18 protein-coding genes are annotated in these 18,796 nt (G+C 37.1%); 4 read left to right on the forward strand and 14 right to left on the reverse strand.

What is annotated here, in order from left to right:
* Positions 1–17: 17 nt before the first annotated feature.
* The gene (locus AC13EX_RS05160) at positions 18–239 is read right to left on the reverse strand and encodes a hypothetical protein (RefSeq protein ID WP_482891826.1); all 222 of its coding nucleotides are present in this window, start codon (positions 237–239) and stop codon (positions 18–20) included.
* Positions 240–414: 175 nt separating this feature from the next.
* Here AC13EX_RS05160 and dnaG point away from each other — a divergent pair, with 175 nt between their 5' ends.
* The 4 genes from dnaG (at position 415) to surE (ending at position 5,177) form a co-directional block, all read left to right on the forward strand.
* Positions 415–2,352 (forward strand): DNA primase, encoded by a 1,938-nt coding sequence (gene dnaG / locus AC13EX_RS05165; protein WP_482891827.1) that lies wholly within the window; start codon positions 415–417, stop codon positions 2,350–2,352.
* A 79-nt stretch (positions 2,353–2,431) separates the two neighbouring features.
* Positions 2,432–3,649, forward strand: a complete 1,218-nt coding sequence (locus AC13EX_RS05170) for a bifunctional 3,4-dihydroxy-2-butanone-4-phosphate synthase/GTP cyclohydrolase II (protein ID WP_482891828.1) — start codon at positions 2,432–2,434, stop codon at positions 3,647–3,649.
* Between the two features lie 83 nt (positions 3,650–3,732).
* The gene (locus AC13EX_RS05175) at positions 3,733–4,386 is read left to right on the forward strand and encodes a hypothetical protein (protein WP_048642904.1); all 654 of its coding nucleotides are present in this window, start codon (positions 3,733–3,735) and stop codon (positions 4,384–4,386) included.
* Entirely contained in the window at positions 4,386–5,177 is a 792-nt protein-coding gene (gene surE, locus AC13EX_RS05180; protein WP_482891830.1) for a 5'/3'-nucleotidase SurE, read from the forward strand. The genes AC13EX_RS05175 and surE overlap by 1 nt, the downstream gene beginning before the upstream one ends.
* 182 nt (positions 5,178–5,359) lie before the next feature.
* Here the strand turns inward: surE and AC13EX_RS05185 are convergent, their stop codons facing one another.
* The 13 genes from AC13EX_RS05185 to AC13EX_RS05245 form a co-directional block, all read right to left on the reverse strand.
* The gene (locus AC13EX_RS05185) at positions 5,360–5,710 is read right to left on the reverse strand and encodes a DUF4180 domain-containing protein (RefSeq protein ID WP_482891831.1); all 351 of its coding nucleotides are present in this window, start codon (positions 5,708–5,710) and stop codon (positions 5,360–5,362) included.
* Between the two features lie 10 nt (positions 5,711–5,720).
* Positions 5,721–6,077: an iron chaperone gene (locus tag AC13EX_RS05190; RefSeq protein WP_048642901.1), complete on the reverse strand. Its 357-nt coding sequence runs from the start codon at positions 6,075–6,077 to the stop codon at positions 5,721–5,723.
* A 2-nt stretch (positions 6,078–6,079) separates the two neighbouring features.
* The gene (locus tag AC13EX_RS05195; RefSeq protein WP_482891833.1) at positions 6,080–6,457 is read right to left on the reverse strand and encodes a DoxX family protein; all 378 of its coding nucleotides are present in this window, start codon (positions 6,455–6,457) and stop codon (positions 6,080–6,082) included.
* Positions 6,458–6,463: 6 nt separating this feature from the next.
* Positions 6,464–6,928, reverse strand: a complete 465-nt coding sequence (locus AC13EX_RS05200) for an SRPBCC domain-containing protein (RefSeq protein WP_482891834.1) — start codon at positions 6,926–6,928, stop codon at positions 6,464–6,466.
* Between the two features lie 15 nt (positions 6,929–6,943).
* Positions 6,944–7,258, reverse strand: a complete 315-nt coding sequence (locus AC13EX_RS05205; protein WP_048642898.1) for an ArsR/SmtB family transcription factor — start codon at positions 7,256–7,258, stop codon at positions 6,944–6,946.
* A gap of 494 nt (positions 7,259–7,752) precedes the next feature.
* On the reverse strand, positions 7,753–9,546 hold the full coding sequence (locus tag AC13EX_RS05210) for a right-handed parallel beta-helix repeat-containing protein (RefSeq protein ID WP_482891835.1): 1,794 nt from the start codon (positions 9,544–9,546) through the stop codon (positions 7,753–7,755).
* Positions 9,547–9,897: 351 nt separating this feature from the next.
* Positions 9,898–11,496 (reverse strand): DUF1186 domain-containing protein, encoded by a 1,599-nt coding sequence (locus AC13EX_RS05215; protein WP_482891836.1) that lies wholly within the window; start codon positions 11,494–11,496, stop codon positions 9,898–9,900.
* A gap of 401 nt (positions 11,497–11,897) precedes the next feature.
* Positions 11,898–13,703 carry a helix-turn-helix domain-containing protein gene (locus AC13EX_RS05220; protein WP_482891837.1) on the reverse strand — a complete coding sequence of 602 codons (1,806 nt, stop codon included), beginning with the start codon at positions 13,701–13,703 and terminating at the stop codon, positions 11,898–11,900.
* A gap of 914 nt (positions 13,704–14,617) precedes the next feature.
* On the reverse strand, positions 14,618–15,130 hold the full coding sequence (locus AC13EX_RS05225; protein ID WP_482891838.1) for a hypothetical protein: 513 nt from the start codon (positions 15,128–15,130) through the stop codon (positions 14,618–14,620).
* A 2-nt stretch (positions 15,131–15,132) separates the two neighbouring features.
* Complete coding sequence (locus tag AC13EX_RS05230; RefSeq protein WP_482891839.1) at positions 15,133–16,314, reverse strand: ImmA/IrrE family metallo-endopeptidase; 1,182 nt, start codon at positions 16,312–16,314, stop codon at positions 15,133–15,135.
* A gap of 308 nt (positions 16,315–16,622) precedes the next feature.
* On the reverse strand, positions 16,623–17,207 hold the full coding sequence (locus AC13EX_RS05235; RefSeq protein WP_482891840.1) for an NIF family HAD-type phosphatase: 585 nt from the start codon (positions 17,205–17,207) through the stop codon (positions 16,623–16,625).
* A gap of 442 nt (positions 17,208–17,649) precedes the next feature.
* Complete coding sequence (locus AC13EX_RS05240; protein WP_482891841.1) at positions 17,650–18,138, reverse strand: hypothetical protein; 489 nt, start codon at positions 18,136–18,138, stop codon at positions 17,650–17,652.
* Between the two features lie 370 nt (positions 18,139–18,508).
* Positions 18,509–18,787, reverse strand: coding sequence for a TIR domain-containing protein (locus AC13EX_RS05245; protein WP_482891842.1), 279 nt, complete (start codon positions 18,785–18,787; stop codon positions 18,509–18,511).
* Between the last annotated feature and the right edge of the window lie 9 nt (positions 18,788–18,796).

An 18,796-nucleotide genomic window follows, 5' to 3' on the forward strand; every position in this document is an offset into this window, starting at 1 on the left:
ATTTCACCATAGCGGTGCTATGCTAAAATCTCCAAACAGTCTGATTTTCTTGCGATTGCAACACTTCCCGTAAACACGGAACAGGCTTCACCCCTGACATTGTCAGGGCGGAGAAATCCTATTACATAATCCGGGTTAAAGGATGTTGTCCCAACGATTTTGAACTTAGCACCCAATTTTAAAGCCGCTACACAAGCCCCAAGCCAAAGCTTGATTGAACCGGAAAGGGCTTCAGACAATAATATTGTTTTTATGACTTTGAAACGGTTTATTTCGGGGATTCAAAGTACCAAAGGCAATTCTGAATTTCCCACTATTAACTTCATGTGGAGAAAAATAGTTTCTATTTTTGACTGCTGTTGGGCTGAAGTTTTTTCATTCATAAATCTTATCTTTGCCTTTCGATAGAAAAATATGGCCATATCTAATCAGACAACAGAAAGGGTAAGAGAGCAGGTAGACATTGAGGAAGTGGTCAATGATTATGTCTCCTTGAAAAGAAAAGGGCAAAACCTGTGGGCATGTTGTCCATTTCATCAGGAGCGGACCCCTTCTTTTTCCGTCTCTCCAGCCAAGCAGATCTACAAATGCTTTGGTTGTGGAAAGGCCGGTGATCCCATTCAGTTCATCATGGACATTGAAGGCTTAGGCTTCACGGAGGCAATCAGGCACCTGGCTAAGAAATACGGCATAGAGGTAGAAGAAGACACTAGTGTTGACCCTGCCGATGTACAGGAATACAATGAAAAGGAAAGCCTGTACATTGCCTTGAACTATGCGAAAGATTTTTTCCATGAAAACCTTCAATCAGGCGAAGGACAATCCATAGGGCTGAGCTATTTAAAGGAGCGAGGCTTTGATGCCAGCACCATTGAAAAGTTTGAGCTTGGCTATTCTCTTGACGGTTGGGACCACCTACTCAACAAAGCGAAGGGAGCCGGTTTTGAGGAGTCAAATCTTCTTAAGGCTGGGCTTATTCTAGAGCGAGAGAATAATCCAGGGAATTATTATGACAGGTTTAGGGGTAGGGTGATGTTTCCGATTCATAACCTGAGCGGAAAAGCCATTGCTTTTGGTGCTCGGATAATGACCCAAGACAAGAAACAGCCCAAATACATCAACTCTCCTGAAACGGTCATTTATCATAAAAGTGATGTTTTATATGGCATCTATCAGGCAAAGCAAGCCATTCGACAAAAGGACAATTGCTATTTGGTAGAAGGCTATACCGACGTAATTTCCATGCATTTGGCTGGAGTGGAAAATGTAGTTGCCTCCTCAGGTACTTCCCTCACCGAAAGTCAAATCAAATTAATCAAAAGGTTTACGGATCAGGTCACAGTCCTTTATGATGGGGATGACGCTGGTATAAATGCTTCTTTGCGGGGTATTGACATGTTGCTCGAGGGAGGGCTAAATGTAAAAGCGGTGGTTTTTCCTCCGAATGAAGATCCGGATAGTTTTGCCAGAAAGTCCGGCAAGGAAGGTTTTAAGAAGTTTCTTGAAAAAGAGGAAAAGGATTTTATCCATTTTAAAATTGATCTCTTTGCCAAAGGGGCGGCAGATGATCCCATCAAAAGAGCCGAAGCCATTCGGCAAGTGGTATTAAGTATCTCCAAGGTTCCTGACCCTATTATCAGGTCTGTATACGCCAAAGAATCTGCCAGGCTACTGGCCATGGAGGAAGATATTTTACTCACAGAACTTAACAGGCAATTACTTAAAAACCAGCAAAAGAATAAGCCATCAAAATTCCAAAAGGAGCCCAATGAAACGCCCATAGAGCAGTTGCTTCCAGGCGCTCCCACAGAAGAGACCACCAAAGCCCAACCGCTTACCATTAAGGAAGAGAGGGAACTCATTCGGATTTTGATCAATTATGGCTTTGAGATGGTTTCCGAGGAAATGCATGTATGTGAATACCTCCTTGAAGAAATCAAAGACCTAAATTTCGGCACTCCAATTTATCAGGAGTTGCTTATACATTATAAGAATGCTTTGAGGCAGGGCACTATACCGAAATTCGATTATTTCTTAAAAATTCAAAACAGCAAGTTAAAAAAAGAGGTCATTGACATGATCGCTCCAACCCGGGAAGTTTCGAAAAACTGGGAAACAAAACATCAGATATTTTCCAAAAGGGAAGCCGATGACCTTCCTGAAACCACCTATAAGATATCCTTAAAGCTAAAAAGCGCCTATTTGAAACGCATGCGAAATGAACTTGAAGAAAAAATCAAAGTGGCCAAAGAGGATGAAATTGAGGAATTATTGAACATGCATATGGAACTTACTCAACTAAAATCTCAGATTGACCGAGAGTTGGGCAATGTTATCCCTTCCAGAAATTAAACTAAAATTTGGTAATAAGGGTTAGTAGAATAAATAATCGTAATTTTGTGATTACATATATTAGACTTTAAAAATTAAAATGAAAGATACTGTTTATCTGGATCCAATTGAAGACGCGATAGCGGCAATAAAAAACGGGGAGGTCGTAATCGTCGTTGATGATGATGACCGAGAAAACGAGGGTGATTTTATTTGTGCCGCAGAAAAAGTAACACCAGAAATTATCAATTTCATGGCTACACATGGCCGTGGGTTAATTTGTGCTCCTCTCGTAGAGGACAGGTGCGAAGAGCTAGGCCTTGAATTAATGGTCGGAACAAATACAGCTGCTTTTGAAACTCCATTTACCGTTTCTGTTGACCTTGTTGGCCACGGCTGTACCACAGGCATCTCTGCAAGTGATCGCTCTAAGACCATTAAAGCTTTAATTGATCCAGACATCAATCCGGATGAATTGGGTAAACCTGGTCATATATTCCCATTAAAAGCCAAAAGAGGTGGGGTTTTACGAAGATCAGGCCATACTGAGGCGGCAATTGATTTGGCACGTTTAGCCGGTCTTCAGCCTGCAGGTGTATTGGTAGAGATCATGAATGAAGATGGTACCATGGCTCGCCTACCTGATTTGGTGCACGTGGCTAAGAAGTTTGACTTAAAACTGGTTTCTATTAAAGATTTGATTGCCTATAGGCTTAAAAATGATAGTCTGATTAAAAGGGAAATTGGTGTAGAAATGCCTACCAAATTTGGTAATTTTAAGTTGATCGCCTACAAACAAACCAATACAGACGAAACGCATATGGCCTTGATCAAAGGTGAGTGGAAAGAAGGAGATACCGTTTTGGTAAGGGTTCATTCTTCCTGTATCACCGGGGATATTTTTGGCTCATGCAGATGCGATTGCGGTCCCCAATTACATGGAGCCATGAATATGGTGGAAGAAAATGGCAAAGGTATCGTTCTCTATATGAATCAGGAAGGCAGAGGCATAGGTTTAATCAACAAACTAAAAGCCTATAAACTTCAGGAAGAGGGTATGGATACAGTTCAGGCAAATCTTGCATTGGGTTTCCCTATGGACAAAAGAGATTATGGAGTGGGTGCTCAAATCTTGAGAGATTTAGGAGTTTGTAAAATTCGTCTTATCACAAACAACCCAACCAAAAGAGTGGGTTTGTCAGGCTATGGACTTGAAATTGTGGACACTGTTCCATTGGAAATTCACTCCAACCCTCACAATGAAAAATACCTCAAAACCAAAAGAGATAAAATGGGGCATCAAATAATGAAAAGTTAACCATTTGATACATTATTTAACTGTGTGTTCAACACAAAGCACTCTTTTTTCGTATTGAAGGTAGAATCAAAATTGAATCTGTCATGAAAAAATCCGTTAATATCCTAGTGCTTTTACTTCTACTTTCTAGTGTTGCATTGGCTCAGGAGTTTCCTTCTCAGGTTTGGCATCAAGGAAAAGTATTTCTAAGCTCTGGGCAGATGTATGAGGGAAAGGTAAAGTATGATTTGGATGCCAATATTGTATTGGTCCAAGGCAATACTGTAGAGACTTTTAGTTCCGCTTCTATCAAATATTTTGAAATATTCGATGAAGTGTATGGAGGAATCCGAACCTTCTATAGTCTCCCCTATGCATTGAATTCAGACTACAAAACCCCCATTTTCTTCGAACTACTTACTGAGGGCGAAGACATAACGCTTTTGTGCCGTGAATTTATAGCTACAGATAATCGAGGATACAATAGTTATGGCATGCGAAGTATGTACATGAACCCTATGTGGGGCATGCCTATGGCAGGGAGAGGTTTTAGTCGATTGGATTTCAACTTCTATTTTCTTCAAGACCAAAAAATATTCAAATACAATCAAAAGAAAAGTGTCTTACTCAAAGAGTTTATGGACGACAAATCTTCTGAAATGAAATTGTATATGAGAAAAAACAAACTTTCTCATGACAAAAGAGGAGATCTTTTGAGGATCACAGCCTATTACAATCAATTAAAAAGTAACTCTTAATGTCAAAACCATTAATCTTAGTTTCCAATGATGATGGAATAACCTCCAAAGGAATCCGCGTTCTGGTTGAAGTAATGAAGGAGTTAGGGGAAGTTATCGTAGTAGCCCCCGACAGCCCTCAATCAGGCATGGGACATGCCATCACCATTGGTAATACTTTAAGGCTATCAGAAGAAACGATTTTCCCTGAGGTTGTTGCCTATAAATCCAGTGGTACACCTGTAGATTGTGTAAAACTTGCAAAGCACTATGTTTTGAAAGACAAACAGCCTGATTTGGTGGTCAGTGGAATCAATCATGGAAGCAATACCTCCATTAGTGTGCTTTATTCCGGCACCATGTCTGCTGCCATAGAGGGAGCCATTGAAGGTATTCCTTCCATCGGTTTTAGTTTGTGCGATTACAGTTCTAATGCAGATTTCTCACATGTTAAGGAATATGTAGCACAGATTGCCCGCCAAGTCTTAGAAAATGGAATTCCTAAAGGGGTAGCTTTGAATGTAAACTTTCCACCCAAAAGGAATGAAGCCCTAAAAGGCATTAAAATTTGTCGACAAGCAAGGGCCAAATGGCAGGAGGACTTTGAGGAAAGATACGATCCCAATGGCAGGAAATACTTTTGGATGGCAGGGAATTTCGTCAATTTTGACAAAGGAGAAGACAATGATGAGTGGGCCATCGCCAACAATTATGTCTCCGTGGTCCCTTGTCAATTTGATATGACGGCCCACCATGCCATTTCTCAAATCAACAATGACTGGAATTGGGAAGACTTAAAAGCGAATCTTTAGCGACTGTTGCTAGTAAAAGCAATTGCCACAAGCCAAAGCAAATGAATATAAAAGGGGGCCGGTTTAAAAACCGGCCCCCTTTTATATTGCCCCCTATCCCCGAGAAGAATTTTATTACCCAATGAAGCCATCCATTTCCTAAGCAGAATGCTTAGTCTCCTCCTACAGTTTAATACCTGCAATTATTTATTAAAGACTTCACCAATTGAACCTAGAAAATTAACCTGACTTCCTTTGTTACTCTCACAGATAAAGTCGATCATACTTTGGCTTTTAAATTTTGAAAAATCCCCAATGATGTATAAAGCCATATTGTATTGTGTAAATTTCTGGAGAATATCACCAGCTAATTTTGTCTTTAAATCAAAGAAAGCAGGAGTTATATTTTCCTCATGGACAATCATTTTATCGTACCCTTGGTAATACAAGTTCCCCAATAAATCCAAAGCATCTTCTGTGTTGTGAATTATAATTTCTTCTGAGATGATTTCAGCGACTTGAATGCCATCCAAATTGTGTTTTTTTATTTCCATTGTTGTGGGATCAGCCCTCGTTTATTTTAGCTTGTGCTCTAATAAGCTGCTTTATTTCTGCAGTCGGGACATCTTGGTCAAACTTTATCTGAATGGTTTTCTTACCCGTCTTGTATCCTTTCTCTTCAAGTACTTTACGAATTTCTTCTGGTAATGAATCTATGCCAAAACTTACGTGTTTTTTGGCTAAGGAAAAGCCGGCAAGAATTCCGTGGTACTTGTATATAGGCACACTCCAACTGATGCCACTTTCAGTTCTGGGCACTGTAGTTTCTATTAGCTTTTTGAGCTTTATCATTACCTCTTGAGATGCTAAAGGTGAACTATCGATAAACTCATCTACTGTTTTTGGTTTTGGATTTTCCATATTTATTGTTTCTCCAACTTTCTATTTGCTGGTCTAAAATACCAAGATACTACTGTAAGCACCATCAATAAGGCAGGGCCAAAAAATGTTATCAACTCATCTCCAACCGATAAATGAGAAATTATGGCACCAATCATCACAAATAAAAAGCCTGCATAGGCCCATTCTTTCAACAAAGGAAATTTAGGAATTAAAATGGCTATTACGCCTAAAATTTTCCATGTACCTAGCATAGGCAGTAAATAGATTGGGTAACCTAATGCATTAATGCTCTGAACTTCTTCTTCCATTTTTATCAATTGTACAATTCCGGTTGAAAGCATTCCTAAGGCAAGCCAAATGGTAGCTATCCAATAAAAGACTTTGTTTCTTTTTTTCATTACAACTTATTTTAAATGGGTAATAATTTGCTCAAGCTTGTTATGCGCCATATTTATACCATAAGCAAATGGCAATTTTAACTGCTCTGAACGATGTTTTTCTGATTTGTAAATGACTTGAATGGTCAGTTTACTCGTTTCGTTTGTGATTTCCTCAAAGTTTAGAAACTCAAGCTGTACACCAATGGGCATGTTTTCCATTTCGAAAGTGCGTACGATTTCTTGATTCGGTACAACTTTGTGAATGGTTCCATGGGCCTTAAACATTACATTTCCACCATGAGACGTTTCGAACCGATAACTTCCGTGGTTAACATTTTCAAACTTAATCACTTGGGTGCCCATCCATTGTTCAATAAACTCAGCTTCAGTGTATGCTATATAAAGCAGCTCAACTGGAAGGTTAAATTCTCTTGTAATGGTAAGTTCTTGCTTGCCTTTAGGGGCATCAACCTGGGTTTTATGTTCCATAGCGTATTAGGTAATTTATTGGTGTTTTTTCATTACAGCCTCAAGTTTATTAAATCGAACGTCCCACATCTTTCTGAATGGTTCGATAAAATCTGCTATCTCCTTCATCCCTTCAGAATTGAGCTGGTAGTAAATTTCCCTTCCTTTTTGCTCTTGTTGCAATATTTCACATTCCGTAAGAATTTGAATGTGTTTTGAAATGGTTTGTCTTGAGTAATCAAAATTCTCCGCAATGGCAGTTGGAGTCATGGCACTCGCTGCGACCAAAGTGATGATAGCTCTTCTTGTTGGATCGGCTATGGCCTGAAATACGTCTCTTCTTAATTTCATTACGCAATTATTTGACTGCAAATATATACGCAGTTATTTGATTGCGCAAATGATTTGAATAATTAATTCAGATAAAGCCAAGATGGTTGATGCATCTTTTTAGGTTCTATTCTTATTTTTTCCTTTTATAATGAAGCTATATTAATCCTGTATCAAATGTCTTTACACTTAAAAATTCCAATAGTTGTTCAGGTCTTCTTTCTTTAAATAACCCGGTGCCATTCCGACTAAAACGGGCACAATTGAAATAATGAGTTCATCGATTAGGTCGTTTTTCAAAAACTGGCTGAAGAAATGTAAAAACAGGTACGAACACGCAAGTCCTGAAAACTCAAAATCCCCCTAAAGGAAGATTTAACTTATCTGCTTTTTCTGTGTCTATTTCCTATAATGTAGAAAGTTTTCAACTTTCATGAATAAATCCTGAGTTCAATTCAGGTAGTTATAGTCAAATAGCTTATCCTTGGATAGCGTAGGCCCTTCCCCTTTTGGTTTTAATTGGTATTTTTAGTTTTAATATCTACCTGCCCGTATTCATATACTTTCTCATGAATTTGAGGTGGTGCAGAACTTATTATTTGATTGTTTTTTATTTCAGCTCCTCTGGGAATGGCCGGATCATCACTGTGTATTTCTTGCAACCAGGGAAACCGTTCGCTCCAAGGGGCTTGATTGATGGGAACTGCTTTTAAGCGAGGCCACAAAGACAATTCACGATCAACAAGGTGATGTTTAAACCAATCATCATACCCCCTAGCATCATATACAATGGATGCAAGGGGGCAATTTTTAATCGTATTGTTACTAATTTGGTTATAACGGCCACCCCCAATTAATATCCCAGAAGGACTGTCTTCAATGAGATTATTAACCACACTTAATCCGGAGGCCAAATCATCTAAATAAATGGCCCAGTTGTGATGATGACTTGCTTGTCTCAGCTCACTGATGGTGTTTTCCCGAATCACGGTCCCTCCCATGGTCCAGTCTCTACCGCAATAAATGGCGCCGGCATCCGAAGTATTTAAACAAACTTTTCTGATTTCATTTTCAGCAATCAAATGATCATTTCCGGAAAAAAGAATCGCATTATGGGGCGCAAAACTAATGTGGTTGCCTCTCACAATATGTCCTACCCCAGTCAATTTAACTGCAGGAGCATAGGTTTTGACATGCCTTGAAAAATAACTAATGGAACAGTCTTCCACAAAATGGGATGCCTTTGTCAAAGTATTTTTATCTCCACCTGAAAGCAAAATACCGGCGTCTCCTAAATATTTAAGCGTACTATTGCTAACCCCACAATTAAATCCCTCAGTTATGGCTACAGCAGACCTGCCTAATCCATACATCTCAGCCTGTTCGATCACTACCGATTTAGAATTGGAAATACTTACAGCCAGATTATTATGATACTTAAAATCTATATTTTCAATTTTTATTTGATTGCAATCCTGGATCTCCAAAAGGGTAAAATCTTGATAGGCAATTTGAATGGACTCGACTTCCTCATCTGAAAAAGAATGAATAAAACGAATGGTTCCTGTCTTGGGATTGTAATAATATTCATTTTCCGTATCCACATATTCCGGTTGATTGATCGCGTAAAAGAGTCCACCCGAAGGAGCTCCCATTCCATAATTGTGGGGAGCTGCAAGTTCAATTTCACCGGACTGGGGATTGATGGAATCCACCCGAATAATTTCGTCAGCCCATTTAAAAGTCCAGTACCCATTTAGAAACAAGGGCAATTCCTTGTTGTAATTTTGTGTTAATTGAGCAGATAAGAATTTCGGAGGTTCTTGCTTGGTTTCCTTATTTTCCGGCTTCTTACCGTCCCTAATGATTGAATCAGCTTGTATAAACCCTTCATTTGGGTAACGAGATATAGACAAAGGTACTCCGGCAATATAGATTTCCGGCCAACCGGCATAGCCCTTGAATGAATCCGGCCAAGGGGGCATGATTAACCTTGGGTCAGTATACTCATACAATCCGCTGTCTTTATCCAGGCAGGTTAAGTTTTCTATTGGCAGGTCCATACTTGAAGTGATGGTTACACCATTCGGCGAACCTGCTTTGATCACCAGATTATCCACACCCGAGAGATGTAAGGGTTGCTCTATGACGTACTTTCCATCGGGAATCACCAAAACCGAATCCTTATTTTTAATGGCCAAATCAATCCTACTTTGCAAACTTTGTTGCTGATTACATGAAAAAAGGGAGCATCCGAGAATGATAATTAGGGTTAGCTGAAAGCATTGAGTTCTCTTGGTTGGCATCATTTTATAAAGGATTTTACCATTGTTTACTTGATTGTGGTAGAAAAGGCCACATCTGCAACCTGTTTGTGTGTTCTTCAAGAATCAAAATAAATGGGTAAGCCATTTCCCCAATGTAAACTTATTTCTTTAAAATTTATATTTGTATGATCAGATTGCTTCATGTTATCTTTCTTGGGCCTTAGCTATCGGATTTCAATTAGGAGAGCATAGCCATTTTTAGGGGGGCTTTATTCCTTCACTTTTCTTTCAAAGAACACCCATAATATTCAATAATCAGGTCTACCGGTAAGATCAAAATTTTGGAATATTTACACTGACTACCTATAAACATACTATCTCATGTGGTCTATTTTAATTATTCATGCAGCATTTTTTATACTTCTTTCCACTTCCACAAGGACAAGGATCGTTTCGACCTATTTTGGGTTCACTCCTAACCGGCATTATTTGAGGTTCAAATAGTTCATCATAATTAATATAATCAAGAATGTTTTCATCTTCATTATAACCTGCCCAAGTAGAAGTTACTTCAGCGTAGCGTTGTACAATGGGAAGTATTTCCAACTTACAGTCGTGTTGAATTGGATTGATTAAATCCTTAGATACATTCTCCCAACTACCACATATGCCAATTGACACTATTCCCTGTTCAAACAATTTTTCTACTTCAGGCAATAGTTCAACACCCTCAATATCAATAATATTACATATAAGAAGCCCAACTACATCGCTAGAAATTACATTGTCCTCCGGTTTGCTATTCAAGAAAAATTGTATGATTTCAGCAAACCATTGTAAGGCTTCCTCGCGTTTTTCAGGGTGATGTAAAGCCAATTGTTGTACAATATCACAAATATTAGACCGGGCATAATCATCAATACCCGGTTGAAACATGAATTGTTTGCATGCCTCAAGGTTGGTGGCAGCAATCTTATAAATAGGTTCCCAAATATCGGTCGTAAGAAAATCCCCAATATAAAGTTCAAGGTATTCACTGGACTGACTCAGTGCATTAAAAATAGCTTCTAAACTTTCTTCGGATTTCAGTTCGCCTAAGAGAAAAAATGAATGGATTACAAAATTCATCTTTTCCTCTTCCCATCCTTGGTCACTGACAAGTTTATTAAAATGTGCAAAACGATTGATACTATCTTGCAATATCAATTCAAGATCTGCTATTAATGTTTCTCTGGGCAATGCCAGAATTTTGTTTATTTTATCTTCGCCAATGAAAATTCCATTAGTATAAAGCCACTCTATTTCTTGGTGAGAAAAGCATGGCGGATTTCTATTTTCACTTACAGGCTGCGACTTTTTATTAACAAATATTTTATTTTTCCGTTCTTCCTGATAGCGCTCACTACCTGCTTTTATTTGGGCATAATAAAGCTCTTTCAATGCCATTTCTGTTTCATTGGAATCAGGATCTAAGGCTTCCATAATCTCATAGCGGATTTCTGCTTGCTCAACATCCCCAATGGCACATAAATACAAGACTGCACATTTATGGAATGAAATGACCTCATTTAAATGGAAAACATCACGATGTGGATAGAGTGCTTTAATTTCTAATTTGGGGCCCAAAATTTCCAACATTTTTTGGTATTCTTTTTTGGAATAATATTCGTTAGCCAAATTCAACTTTCCAAAAAGATAGTCAGGGTGTTCTTCTACAATCGACCTGTTGACTTCAAACATTTTTTCCGTCTCTCCTAGCTGAAGGTACAACACCGATAAATAATTTTTCAACTGGGGGTTATCAGGGTATTTTGCAATAGCCTCCTTAAATTTTTGAATACTTGATCGTTTACCTTCCAATGCCAATTTATGAAATAGGCCTATTTTCTTAGATAACTCAGGAGTAATATGATTCTGTTTATTTAAAAAGTTTGGGTCTGTAGTTATGGTATATCCAGTTTCTGATAGTTCCAAATTTTTATTTTTTTTCATACAGGAAGATTTGCTTAGGTTCAATAGTGAAATGTCTTTCCTCTTTACTCCGTAAAGTGATCCGAGAAAATTCAAATCCGAAAGATTGGGACACTTGACTTTCTATATAGGACCAATTACAAAATTAAATTACATTTATCCAACTCATTATTATCATTTGAATTGCTATTTTTTGGTAAGCAAAACCTTAATAGAGATGTTATTTCCGACCATTTGGAATTGGCAACTGAAAGTGAATTTGAGATGCTTTAAAAACCCGTTTTTTCTTACCAGTTGCATTAGGGTAACCCAAATGGTATGTTTTATAAATTTAAACCCCATTTCCAAATTTGTTACCGTCTGGGTTCTAATAGGTTTGAAATTGCGGGCTTAATCGTAAAATTCGGTTTTTTTTAATCAGGCTATATTTGATTAGCCCTCAACCAAGCTTTTGGTGTCGTCCCTTCGATTTTTTTAAAGAAGGAATTGAATACTGTTTTAGAATTAAAGCCACTTTCATAGGCTAGTGCTAGAAGGGTAAGATGGCTATTAGCAGGGTTTAGGGCATTCTCTTTAAAGTTCTCTACACGAAAACTATTGATGTATTCATTGAAGTTCTGCCCCATTCGTTCATTCAGCAACCAAGAAAGCTTGTTTCCGCTAATATTCACCTTTTCGGCCAGCTCTCGTAAAGATATAGATGGATTTTTAAACCATTTCTCTTCCTTCATCCCTTTGTCAAAAACTTTTAAAACTAGGTCGATTTCGGTAACCGACATTAGGGCTTTGGGAGCGGCAATGCGTTTTTGTTTTTCGGAATCAGTTGGTAATAAATCTAAACCGAAAACAGCTTGTACCATATCCTGAAATCGCTGATACTGGTGTAAAGGTTTAAGCAAGGGAATATTCATGAAGTTTATAATTTGACCTCTGCGCATTTTGATGTTTTCTTCCAAAAAGTCCAATGCCATTTCATGTTCCCCCAAATGGACCATCAAAAACAAGGGCCAGGCAAAAAGCGCCTCCCCAATTTCCTTTTTTATCATGAACTTCGCCCTACTGATATCTACATCGATTTTATCCTCTGGATTGACCAATTTGTACAATACCCGGCATTCTTCCGCCCTCTCTGCCAAAGGGGTTTTATCTAAAAAGACAGTTAATTTTTCGTAATCTCCTGTTAGAATTAAGCACAGTTGTTTTAGTCCAATGGGATGTGTAAAATTGGGGTTGATGCTTAATGATATTTCTATACATTCTAAAGCTTTCGTATAGTCCTCATTTAAAAAATATATATTTGCTTTAGTATAGTAGTGATTCGGAGATAAAGGGTTTATTTTTAAAATATTATCAGTATGGCGGAGTGCTTTTTCGAAATACCCTATCGCTGTATACAATTCACATAAACCCTCTTCTGCTTCTGTATAGGATGGATTCAGTACTAATGCTTGTTGAAAAACCTTTTGCCCGTTGATGAAATCCCAATGCCCCCAAAAAAGTAGTGTTGCTTTGCCAAAATAACCTCTGTAGGATTGTTTGTCCAGATTAAAACCTTTGCTAAGGTTAGCTTCTGATAACCGTAATAATTCTTTATTATTTGTCCATGATCCATACATGGCGTAACTGTACGCCAAGCCAAAGTAAGGTAAAGCAAATAAGGGGTCTATGGTTACACATTGTTCATAGATAGCTATTGAATTTACCATTCCTTGTCCATCCCACATTAAATGCTGATGACGACCTTTAAGATAAAGGTCATAGGCCTCCATATTTTTAGTTGGTGCTTCAATTAAATGTTCCTGAATGTTGAGGTGACCAAAATTTTCCCGGATCCGGTCAGCAATTTGTAAGCTTATTTCATCTTGTACTGCGAATATGTCCTCCAAATCTCGATCGAAATTTTTTGACCAGAAGTGAGTGCCATTATCTGTACTGATCAACTGCGCTGTAATACGGACCCTGTTTTTGGCTTTCCGAACGCTCCCCTCCAAAACCGTACTCACCCCTAACTGATCCCCAATAGTTCTTACATCCATATTTTTATTCTTAAATGCAAAAGAGGATGTGCGGGCGATGACTTTCAAGCCCTTTACGGTGGTCAAGGCGTTGATTATTTCTTCTGTAATGCCATCGCTAAAGTATTCGTTCGCCGGGTCGGTACTCATATTCACAAAAGGGAGAACCGCAATAGACTTATTGGATGATGACAGGGTCAGATGGTCGCTCATTTTCTACTATACTTTATGAGGGTTACTATGCACTGACATTAAATTTTTATAATATTTCTTTTAATTGGCTACACCAACAGGGTACCTATTTTTGAAGAAGACAATATAAGGGCTATTAAAGCTTGTTAAATTAACTCGACACTTAATGTTGAACGAATCCTGCCAAGACAGGAAGCCGGCAGTTTTTGCCATTTCATCCAACTTTTAATTTATGCGTTAGTTTTCAACCTTTTAAGCTATGAAAAAAAATGCAATCTTTCATCGAAAAAGCCCGTAAAAATGTACCTAATCATACTCTACGGCTAAAAAGCGCTTTAAATCGATGAGCAAATGAAGCAATGGTAATACCAGTTTCCCCGGCTGGGTGTAGAATCCTTTACACCCTTTTATTCCTAACTTACTTTGAAGTCGAAATCTTTTATATGCCATTTGCAATGGCTTCTGAAGACCCCCTTTATGTAAACAAATGGACAAAATTTTGAATACTATACTGAAATTTGAGCCCCTATCCTAATCAACAATACACTCGGGCAGCATTCATTTGCAATTCATTCAAGGATAGACTATTTTTAGTTATGGGAGAGGCTTATCAAATAAGAGATCAGGAAATCGAGCATGACAAAATTGTCAGGCCAAAAAATGATTATTGTAGCGAGATTCCACCCCGATAAACCGGGGCAAGTTCTGACCTTTGGAAAACAAATATAAACAGATGAAATTATGCTAGATTAGAAGGTTTGATAACCGTGGATCATTGGTAATTCCGTCCATTTCCAATTACAAATTGGAAAGGATAGAAGGGTGTTTTGCAAACCTACACCCAGCTCACGAAGGCATAAACTACACCTAGGGGGGGGTAAAAACTTTCAAATTTACCTGTTCAGCCGCATAACACTTATATGATTTGTAAGTCGTTAATCGTTATGGTACCCAAGCGTTTCGTTCTTGTCTCTAAGAAGACTATACAATTCAAAATAATTTCTGCTTTCAAATGCCCATTTTGTTATTAGGTTCATGATTTCCTCCATATCCTGTATATATGCCATTCGACTATCGGCCCCTCGAATTCCTTTTTCATTAAGCTTCTTTCCGCGAGTTAAGAAGATTTTCTTTTCTTCTCGAATGACCTCTCTAGCAGATTTATATTTATCTCCTACTGGTAAGAACTTCTTTAAAAGTTTTTCAACTCCCTTGTAATAAACATTGTATTTTTCTTCTGGGTCATCTGGTATATGGCCTAATGCAAATTCTTTTAGCTCGTCTTTTGATTTAATAGCACCGAGTTCATCTAGAACTAGTTGTTCACCAGTTTTGGTATTAGCTTCTGAGAGTATTTCTTCAATCTCTCTTCGCCTTTTCTCCTTTTCTAGATTCTTCTGTTTTTCAAGCTTTTTATTCTGTTCCTTACCGTTATTTTCCTTGCTCATAATTAAACTAATTCTAAATTATTTTTGATTTCTAACACAATTTCACTCACTGTTTCTTTATCAAAAGGTATAGCATTAATCTTTTGTACAGATTTGTCTAGGCCTGGATCATATTTGTTGTATCTAGGCCAATATGCAGGATTATCATGGCAATAGAAATTGTAAATCAAACAAGGATGTACATCCCATTCTTTAGCATATTTCTGGACAACATAATGATTTGATATAGATGGGATGATAAATTTATAACGTTCATTAGAAAGAAAGTACCTTCTTGCAAAATCATCCGCTTCCTCTTCATTATCAAGCCATAAATCAGCTTCCCCAGTGAGATGAAAAGATCTAGATTTAATATCCTCTAAATGATAAAGGGCGTGAAACAATTCATGCAACAGAGCAAACCATATAGTTCCATAACGTTTGTTTAAATCTGTAATAATTATGCAAGGCTTATTATTGATAATAAAAGTCGCTCCTCTAACTTGTGTTTTAGGAATATGTCTTTGAAAGATTACAGTGACTCCCGCATGATAGAGTGCTTTACAAACGGTAAAAAAGCCTTCTTTTTCATTTCTTGTAAAAGGCTTTATTCGAGAGACTAAGTGTTTTAGGCGATCACGGTCAAACTCATTAGGGTTATTTATAGCTTCAAACTGTGCATAGGCAGTGCGTATCCAAAAGGCTCTCAGTTTGTCACTGGATGATACTTTTGTTTTACTAAAAGCAACTCTAGTTAGTATTTCATCTTTATATTCAAAGATATTTTTAAGCCCAAAAAAAGAAACAATACGTTCCTCAATATCGGCTAGATTCTTTATATCTTGTATAAATCCAAGCTTTTTAAGACTTGCTAAGTCGAAATTTTCAAAAATGAACTTCGCTTTTCTAGCCCTGTTTAATTCTTTAGTTTTCTCAGCCGTATTTTGGTTTAAGAAAAACTGAATTGTTTTTTCAACATCCAGATCAAGAAATTCACCAATCTTAAGTAGCTTAATAGTGTCAACCTGTTTCGCTTCATTGTCCAAAATTGGCTCAACTGATTTTTTGTCCATTTCCAGAGCAGCGTATGCTTGAGACTTGGTTATATTCAGTTCAATAATTCTTTGCTCGAATAGCTCTCTTAAGGAAGGCGAGTCTTCACTACTGAATATATCTGCTAATATCTTATCAATATCGCTATTCATGAGGTAATTTTTCCCTTGTTTATTAGTTTTAATCCGCAATAACATAACAAATATAGGAAAATTTTCCCATGTTTAAATAATTAATAGGAAATATTGTTAGAAAGCCCTCAATGACATACACAAGAGGGTTTCTAATATTTGAAAAAGACAATATAGGGACTAGTAACGCTTATTCAAATAGCTAGATACCTACTGTTGTATTCGGTTTTTCTTTGCCTTGTAAAAACAGACTCATCTTCTCCCGCTCCTGCGGGTCAATCTAAAGAAAAACGGAGTTGGACAAATTTTACCGTTCAAATAATTATCTATCAGGGTTTTATTTTATCCTTCCAATTACGTTTTTCAATCTGTCGAACGTTGTCTACTTGCTTGAAAGACGTCAAATATTCAGTTAATCTCAAAAGTTCATTGTCGTCTTGGTCTCCCTTAAATTCCGAGATGTAAATTGCATTTCCGTAATTCTCTTGAGATTTATAGGGAGAGTCGTCAATGATTAATATTCTTTCCAAATTAAAACCAAGTTTCTTTACTTTTTTCAGTCGCTTAACGAAAAAATGATGGTCAATTGAGTCAATGTTCAAATTTCCGTCTGAGTCAAATGATGAAGGTCTTTTAAAAGTGGCTTTTGAACGAGCCCAACAAAAGATAGCTTTTTCATCAACTTCTAGTTTCTTAGTCATTTCGTCAACATAATTGTCTGTTGATGAAGACCAAATTGCTAAGTGAAAATTTCTTTCAATGTAGTTCATGAACTCGTAAAAGTGGGGTCGTTTGTAAACGAAATAGTCACCAAGTTCAAAGTCGTGTTCAATGTCTAACCGATTCTTTGTCGCATAAACCAAGGTTTCGTCAATGTCAAGAATTACTAATATTTCAGATTTTTCTTCGATCATTTTACATTAAGCAGTAGAGTAGAGCCTGATAGCCTACTTTATTAATACCTATAAAGATAAGAATCAGACTATCCGCACCCCCTTCATCAAACCGTACCCAGAAAATAAGGGGCAGGCAGTGAACTTTTCGCTCATACAGCATACCGATCGACTTCATTAGTGTGCTTTTCAGATAAATCTACCTAGAATTTGTATAATCCATCTATAACCACGCCACACCTTATAATTCCGGTAGACCATTGCACCTAACATTCCTTTTAATCCATGTAATATTCCAATAAAAATAACTTAAAATCTATTTGAAAAGGTTTAATAGCGCTACTCGATGCTGAGTACCAAACCTAGCTGCTCAGAACTACAATGAACCGAGGGCTTATTCGCATCATTGTAGCTTATTTGTTACCGTATATTTCTATTTTCAGAAAAATAATTATTAAATAGATTATAGTAGTTTGTTTAAAATTAAGACTACAAGGAAGCCAAGTAAAAGAGCTCCCATCCATTGAATAAAATGTGACTTAATACTCTTTTCGTTATAATCATTCTTTTTTGATAAGATTTGAATTAAACTTATAATTAAAACTAATGGCCAAAATATAAGGTATAAGGTAAAATAAAAAATTCTTACACTTTTAGGATTTCCACGTGAAGATAGTATTCCTTTTTTTATTCCGAAATTTATAGCTTTTATAAATGAAGTCCCGCATAAAGATCCGATGAACAGATAGTCAATAAGTATTTTTGGTAAATCGATTTTTAGGGAATTGAAAGGGAAGTATACTATAGACTTATAAGCATCAATTATTTGAGGAATAAACACTTTCCATTCAATAATCCCATCAGTTAAACTTGCAAGTCCAATTACACCCCCGATTTGAGAAATTATGTTCCAAAGAGTTAAAAATGGGTTTTTTCCTTTTTTTTCGTCCACTAGTTTTTATTGTTATCGTAACTTTCAAATGAATCAATATGGTAGTCTTATTCGGAAGAGGTATGTCACTAAAACTTACCTTTGGAAAAGCATCATTTACTGAACTATTTTTAGTTTTAAGGTTTCCAAAACAATATTTATTTTTATATCCTTCTTTTACAATCCCAATAAGTGCTAATTTTGATAGACTAGCAAAATAGTCCAAAATTCCTTAGGGGCATGCCCCTAAGGAATTTTGGTGGTGCATTCTTGTTGCCAAATATGATACATTTTTATTTACTGAAATTGGTATATTTCGATTTACCGATTACAATTTGATTAAGATTCTTTTAAAAAAAACCATTCATGGTGCTCAGTTCGCATTTTCATTTTAGCCTTTTTTCGCATTTTGTTTTTCGTAAATACTCTCAATCTCATTTCTAAGATCATGTTTCCAGTCCCCTGACATTGATATGTATACTACACCATCATAATCTGAAGGTTTCTCCACACCGTCTTCAAATAATATTATTACTCGGTCTCTTCCAATTTTTCCAATGAAATAACCTGTTTCAAATATTACGTTTTGACGAGCTCTACTTTTTAATTCTTCTTCTTTAACAGCTTTCCCTTCATCATCAGCAGTCCATAGAGCTACAGCAAAATCCACTTCAGAATT

This window comes from Cyclobacterium sp. L-R, assembly GCF_056859355.1.

Excerpts from the sequence above, each read along its gene's own strand:
- dnaG (WP_482891827.1), top strand. The coding sequence starts at position 415 with ATGGCCATATCTAATCAGACAACAGAAAGGGTAAGAGAGCAGGTAGAC.
- AC13EX_RS05170 (WP_482891828.1), top strand. The coding sequence starts at position 2,432 with ATGAAAGATACTGTTTATCTGGATCCAATTGAAGACGCGATAGCGGCA.
- AC13EX_RS05175 (WP_048642904.1), top strand. The coding sequence starts at position 3,733 with ATGAAAAAATCCGTTAATATCCTAGTGCTTTTACTTCTACTTTCTAGT.
- surE (WP_482891830.1), top strand. The coding sequence starts at position 4,386 with ATGTCAAAACCATTAATCTTAGTTTCCAATGATGATGGAATAACCTCC.
- AC13EX_RS05185 (WP_482891831.1), bottom strand. The coding sequence starts at position 5,710 with ATGGAAATAAAAAAACACAATTTGGATGGCATTCAAGTCGCTGAAATC.
- AC13EX_RS05190 (WP_048642901.1), bottom strand. The coding sequence starts at position 6,077 with ATGGAAAATCCAAAACCAAAAACAGTAGATGAGTTTATCGATAGTTCA.
- AC13EX_RS05195 (WP_482891833.1), bottom strand. The coding sequence starts at position 6,457 with ATGAAAAAAAGAAACAAAGTCTTTTATTGGATAGCTACCATTTGGCTT.
- AC13EX_RS05200 (WP_482891834.1), bottom strand. The coding sequence starts at position 6,928 with ATGGAACATAAAACCCAGGTTGATGCCCCTAAAGGCAAGCAAGAACTT.
- AC13EX_RS05205 (WP_048642898.1), bottom strand. The coding sequence starts at position 7,258 with ATGAAATTAAGAAGAGACGTATTTCAGGCCATAGCCGATCCAACAAGA.
- AC13EX_RS05210 (WP_482891835.1), bottom strand. The coding sequence starts at position 9,546 with ATGATGCCAACCAAGAGAACTCAATGCTTTCAGCTAACCCTAATTATC.
- AC13EX_RS05215 (WP_482891836.1), bottom strand. The coding sequence starts at position 11,496 with ATGAAAAAAAATAAAAATTTGGAACTATCAGAAACTGGATATACCATA.
- AC13EX_RS05220 (WP_482891837.1), bottom strand. The coding sequence starts at position 13,703 with ATGAGCGACCATCTGACCCTGTCATCATCCAATAAGTCTATTGCGGTT.
- AC13EX_RS05225 (WP_482891838.1), bottom strand. The coding sequence starts at position 15,130 with ATGAGCAAGGAAAATAACGGTAAGGAACAGAATAAAAAGCTTGAAAAA.
- AC13EX_RS05230 (WP_482891839.1), bottom strand. The coding sequence starts at position 16,314 with ATGAATAGCGATATTGATAAGATATTAGCAGATATATTCAGTAGTGAA.
- AC13EX_RS05235 (WP_482891840.1), bottom strand. The coding sequence starts at position 17,207 with ATGATCGAAGAAAAATCTGAAATATTAGTAATTCTTGACATTGACGAA.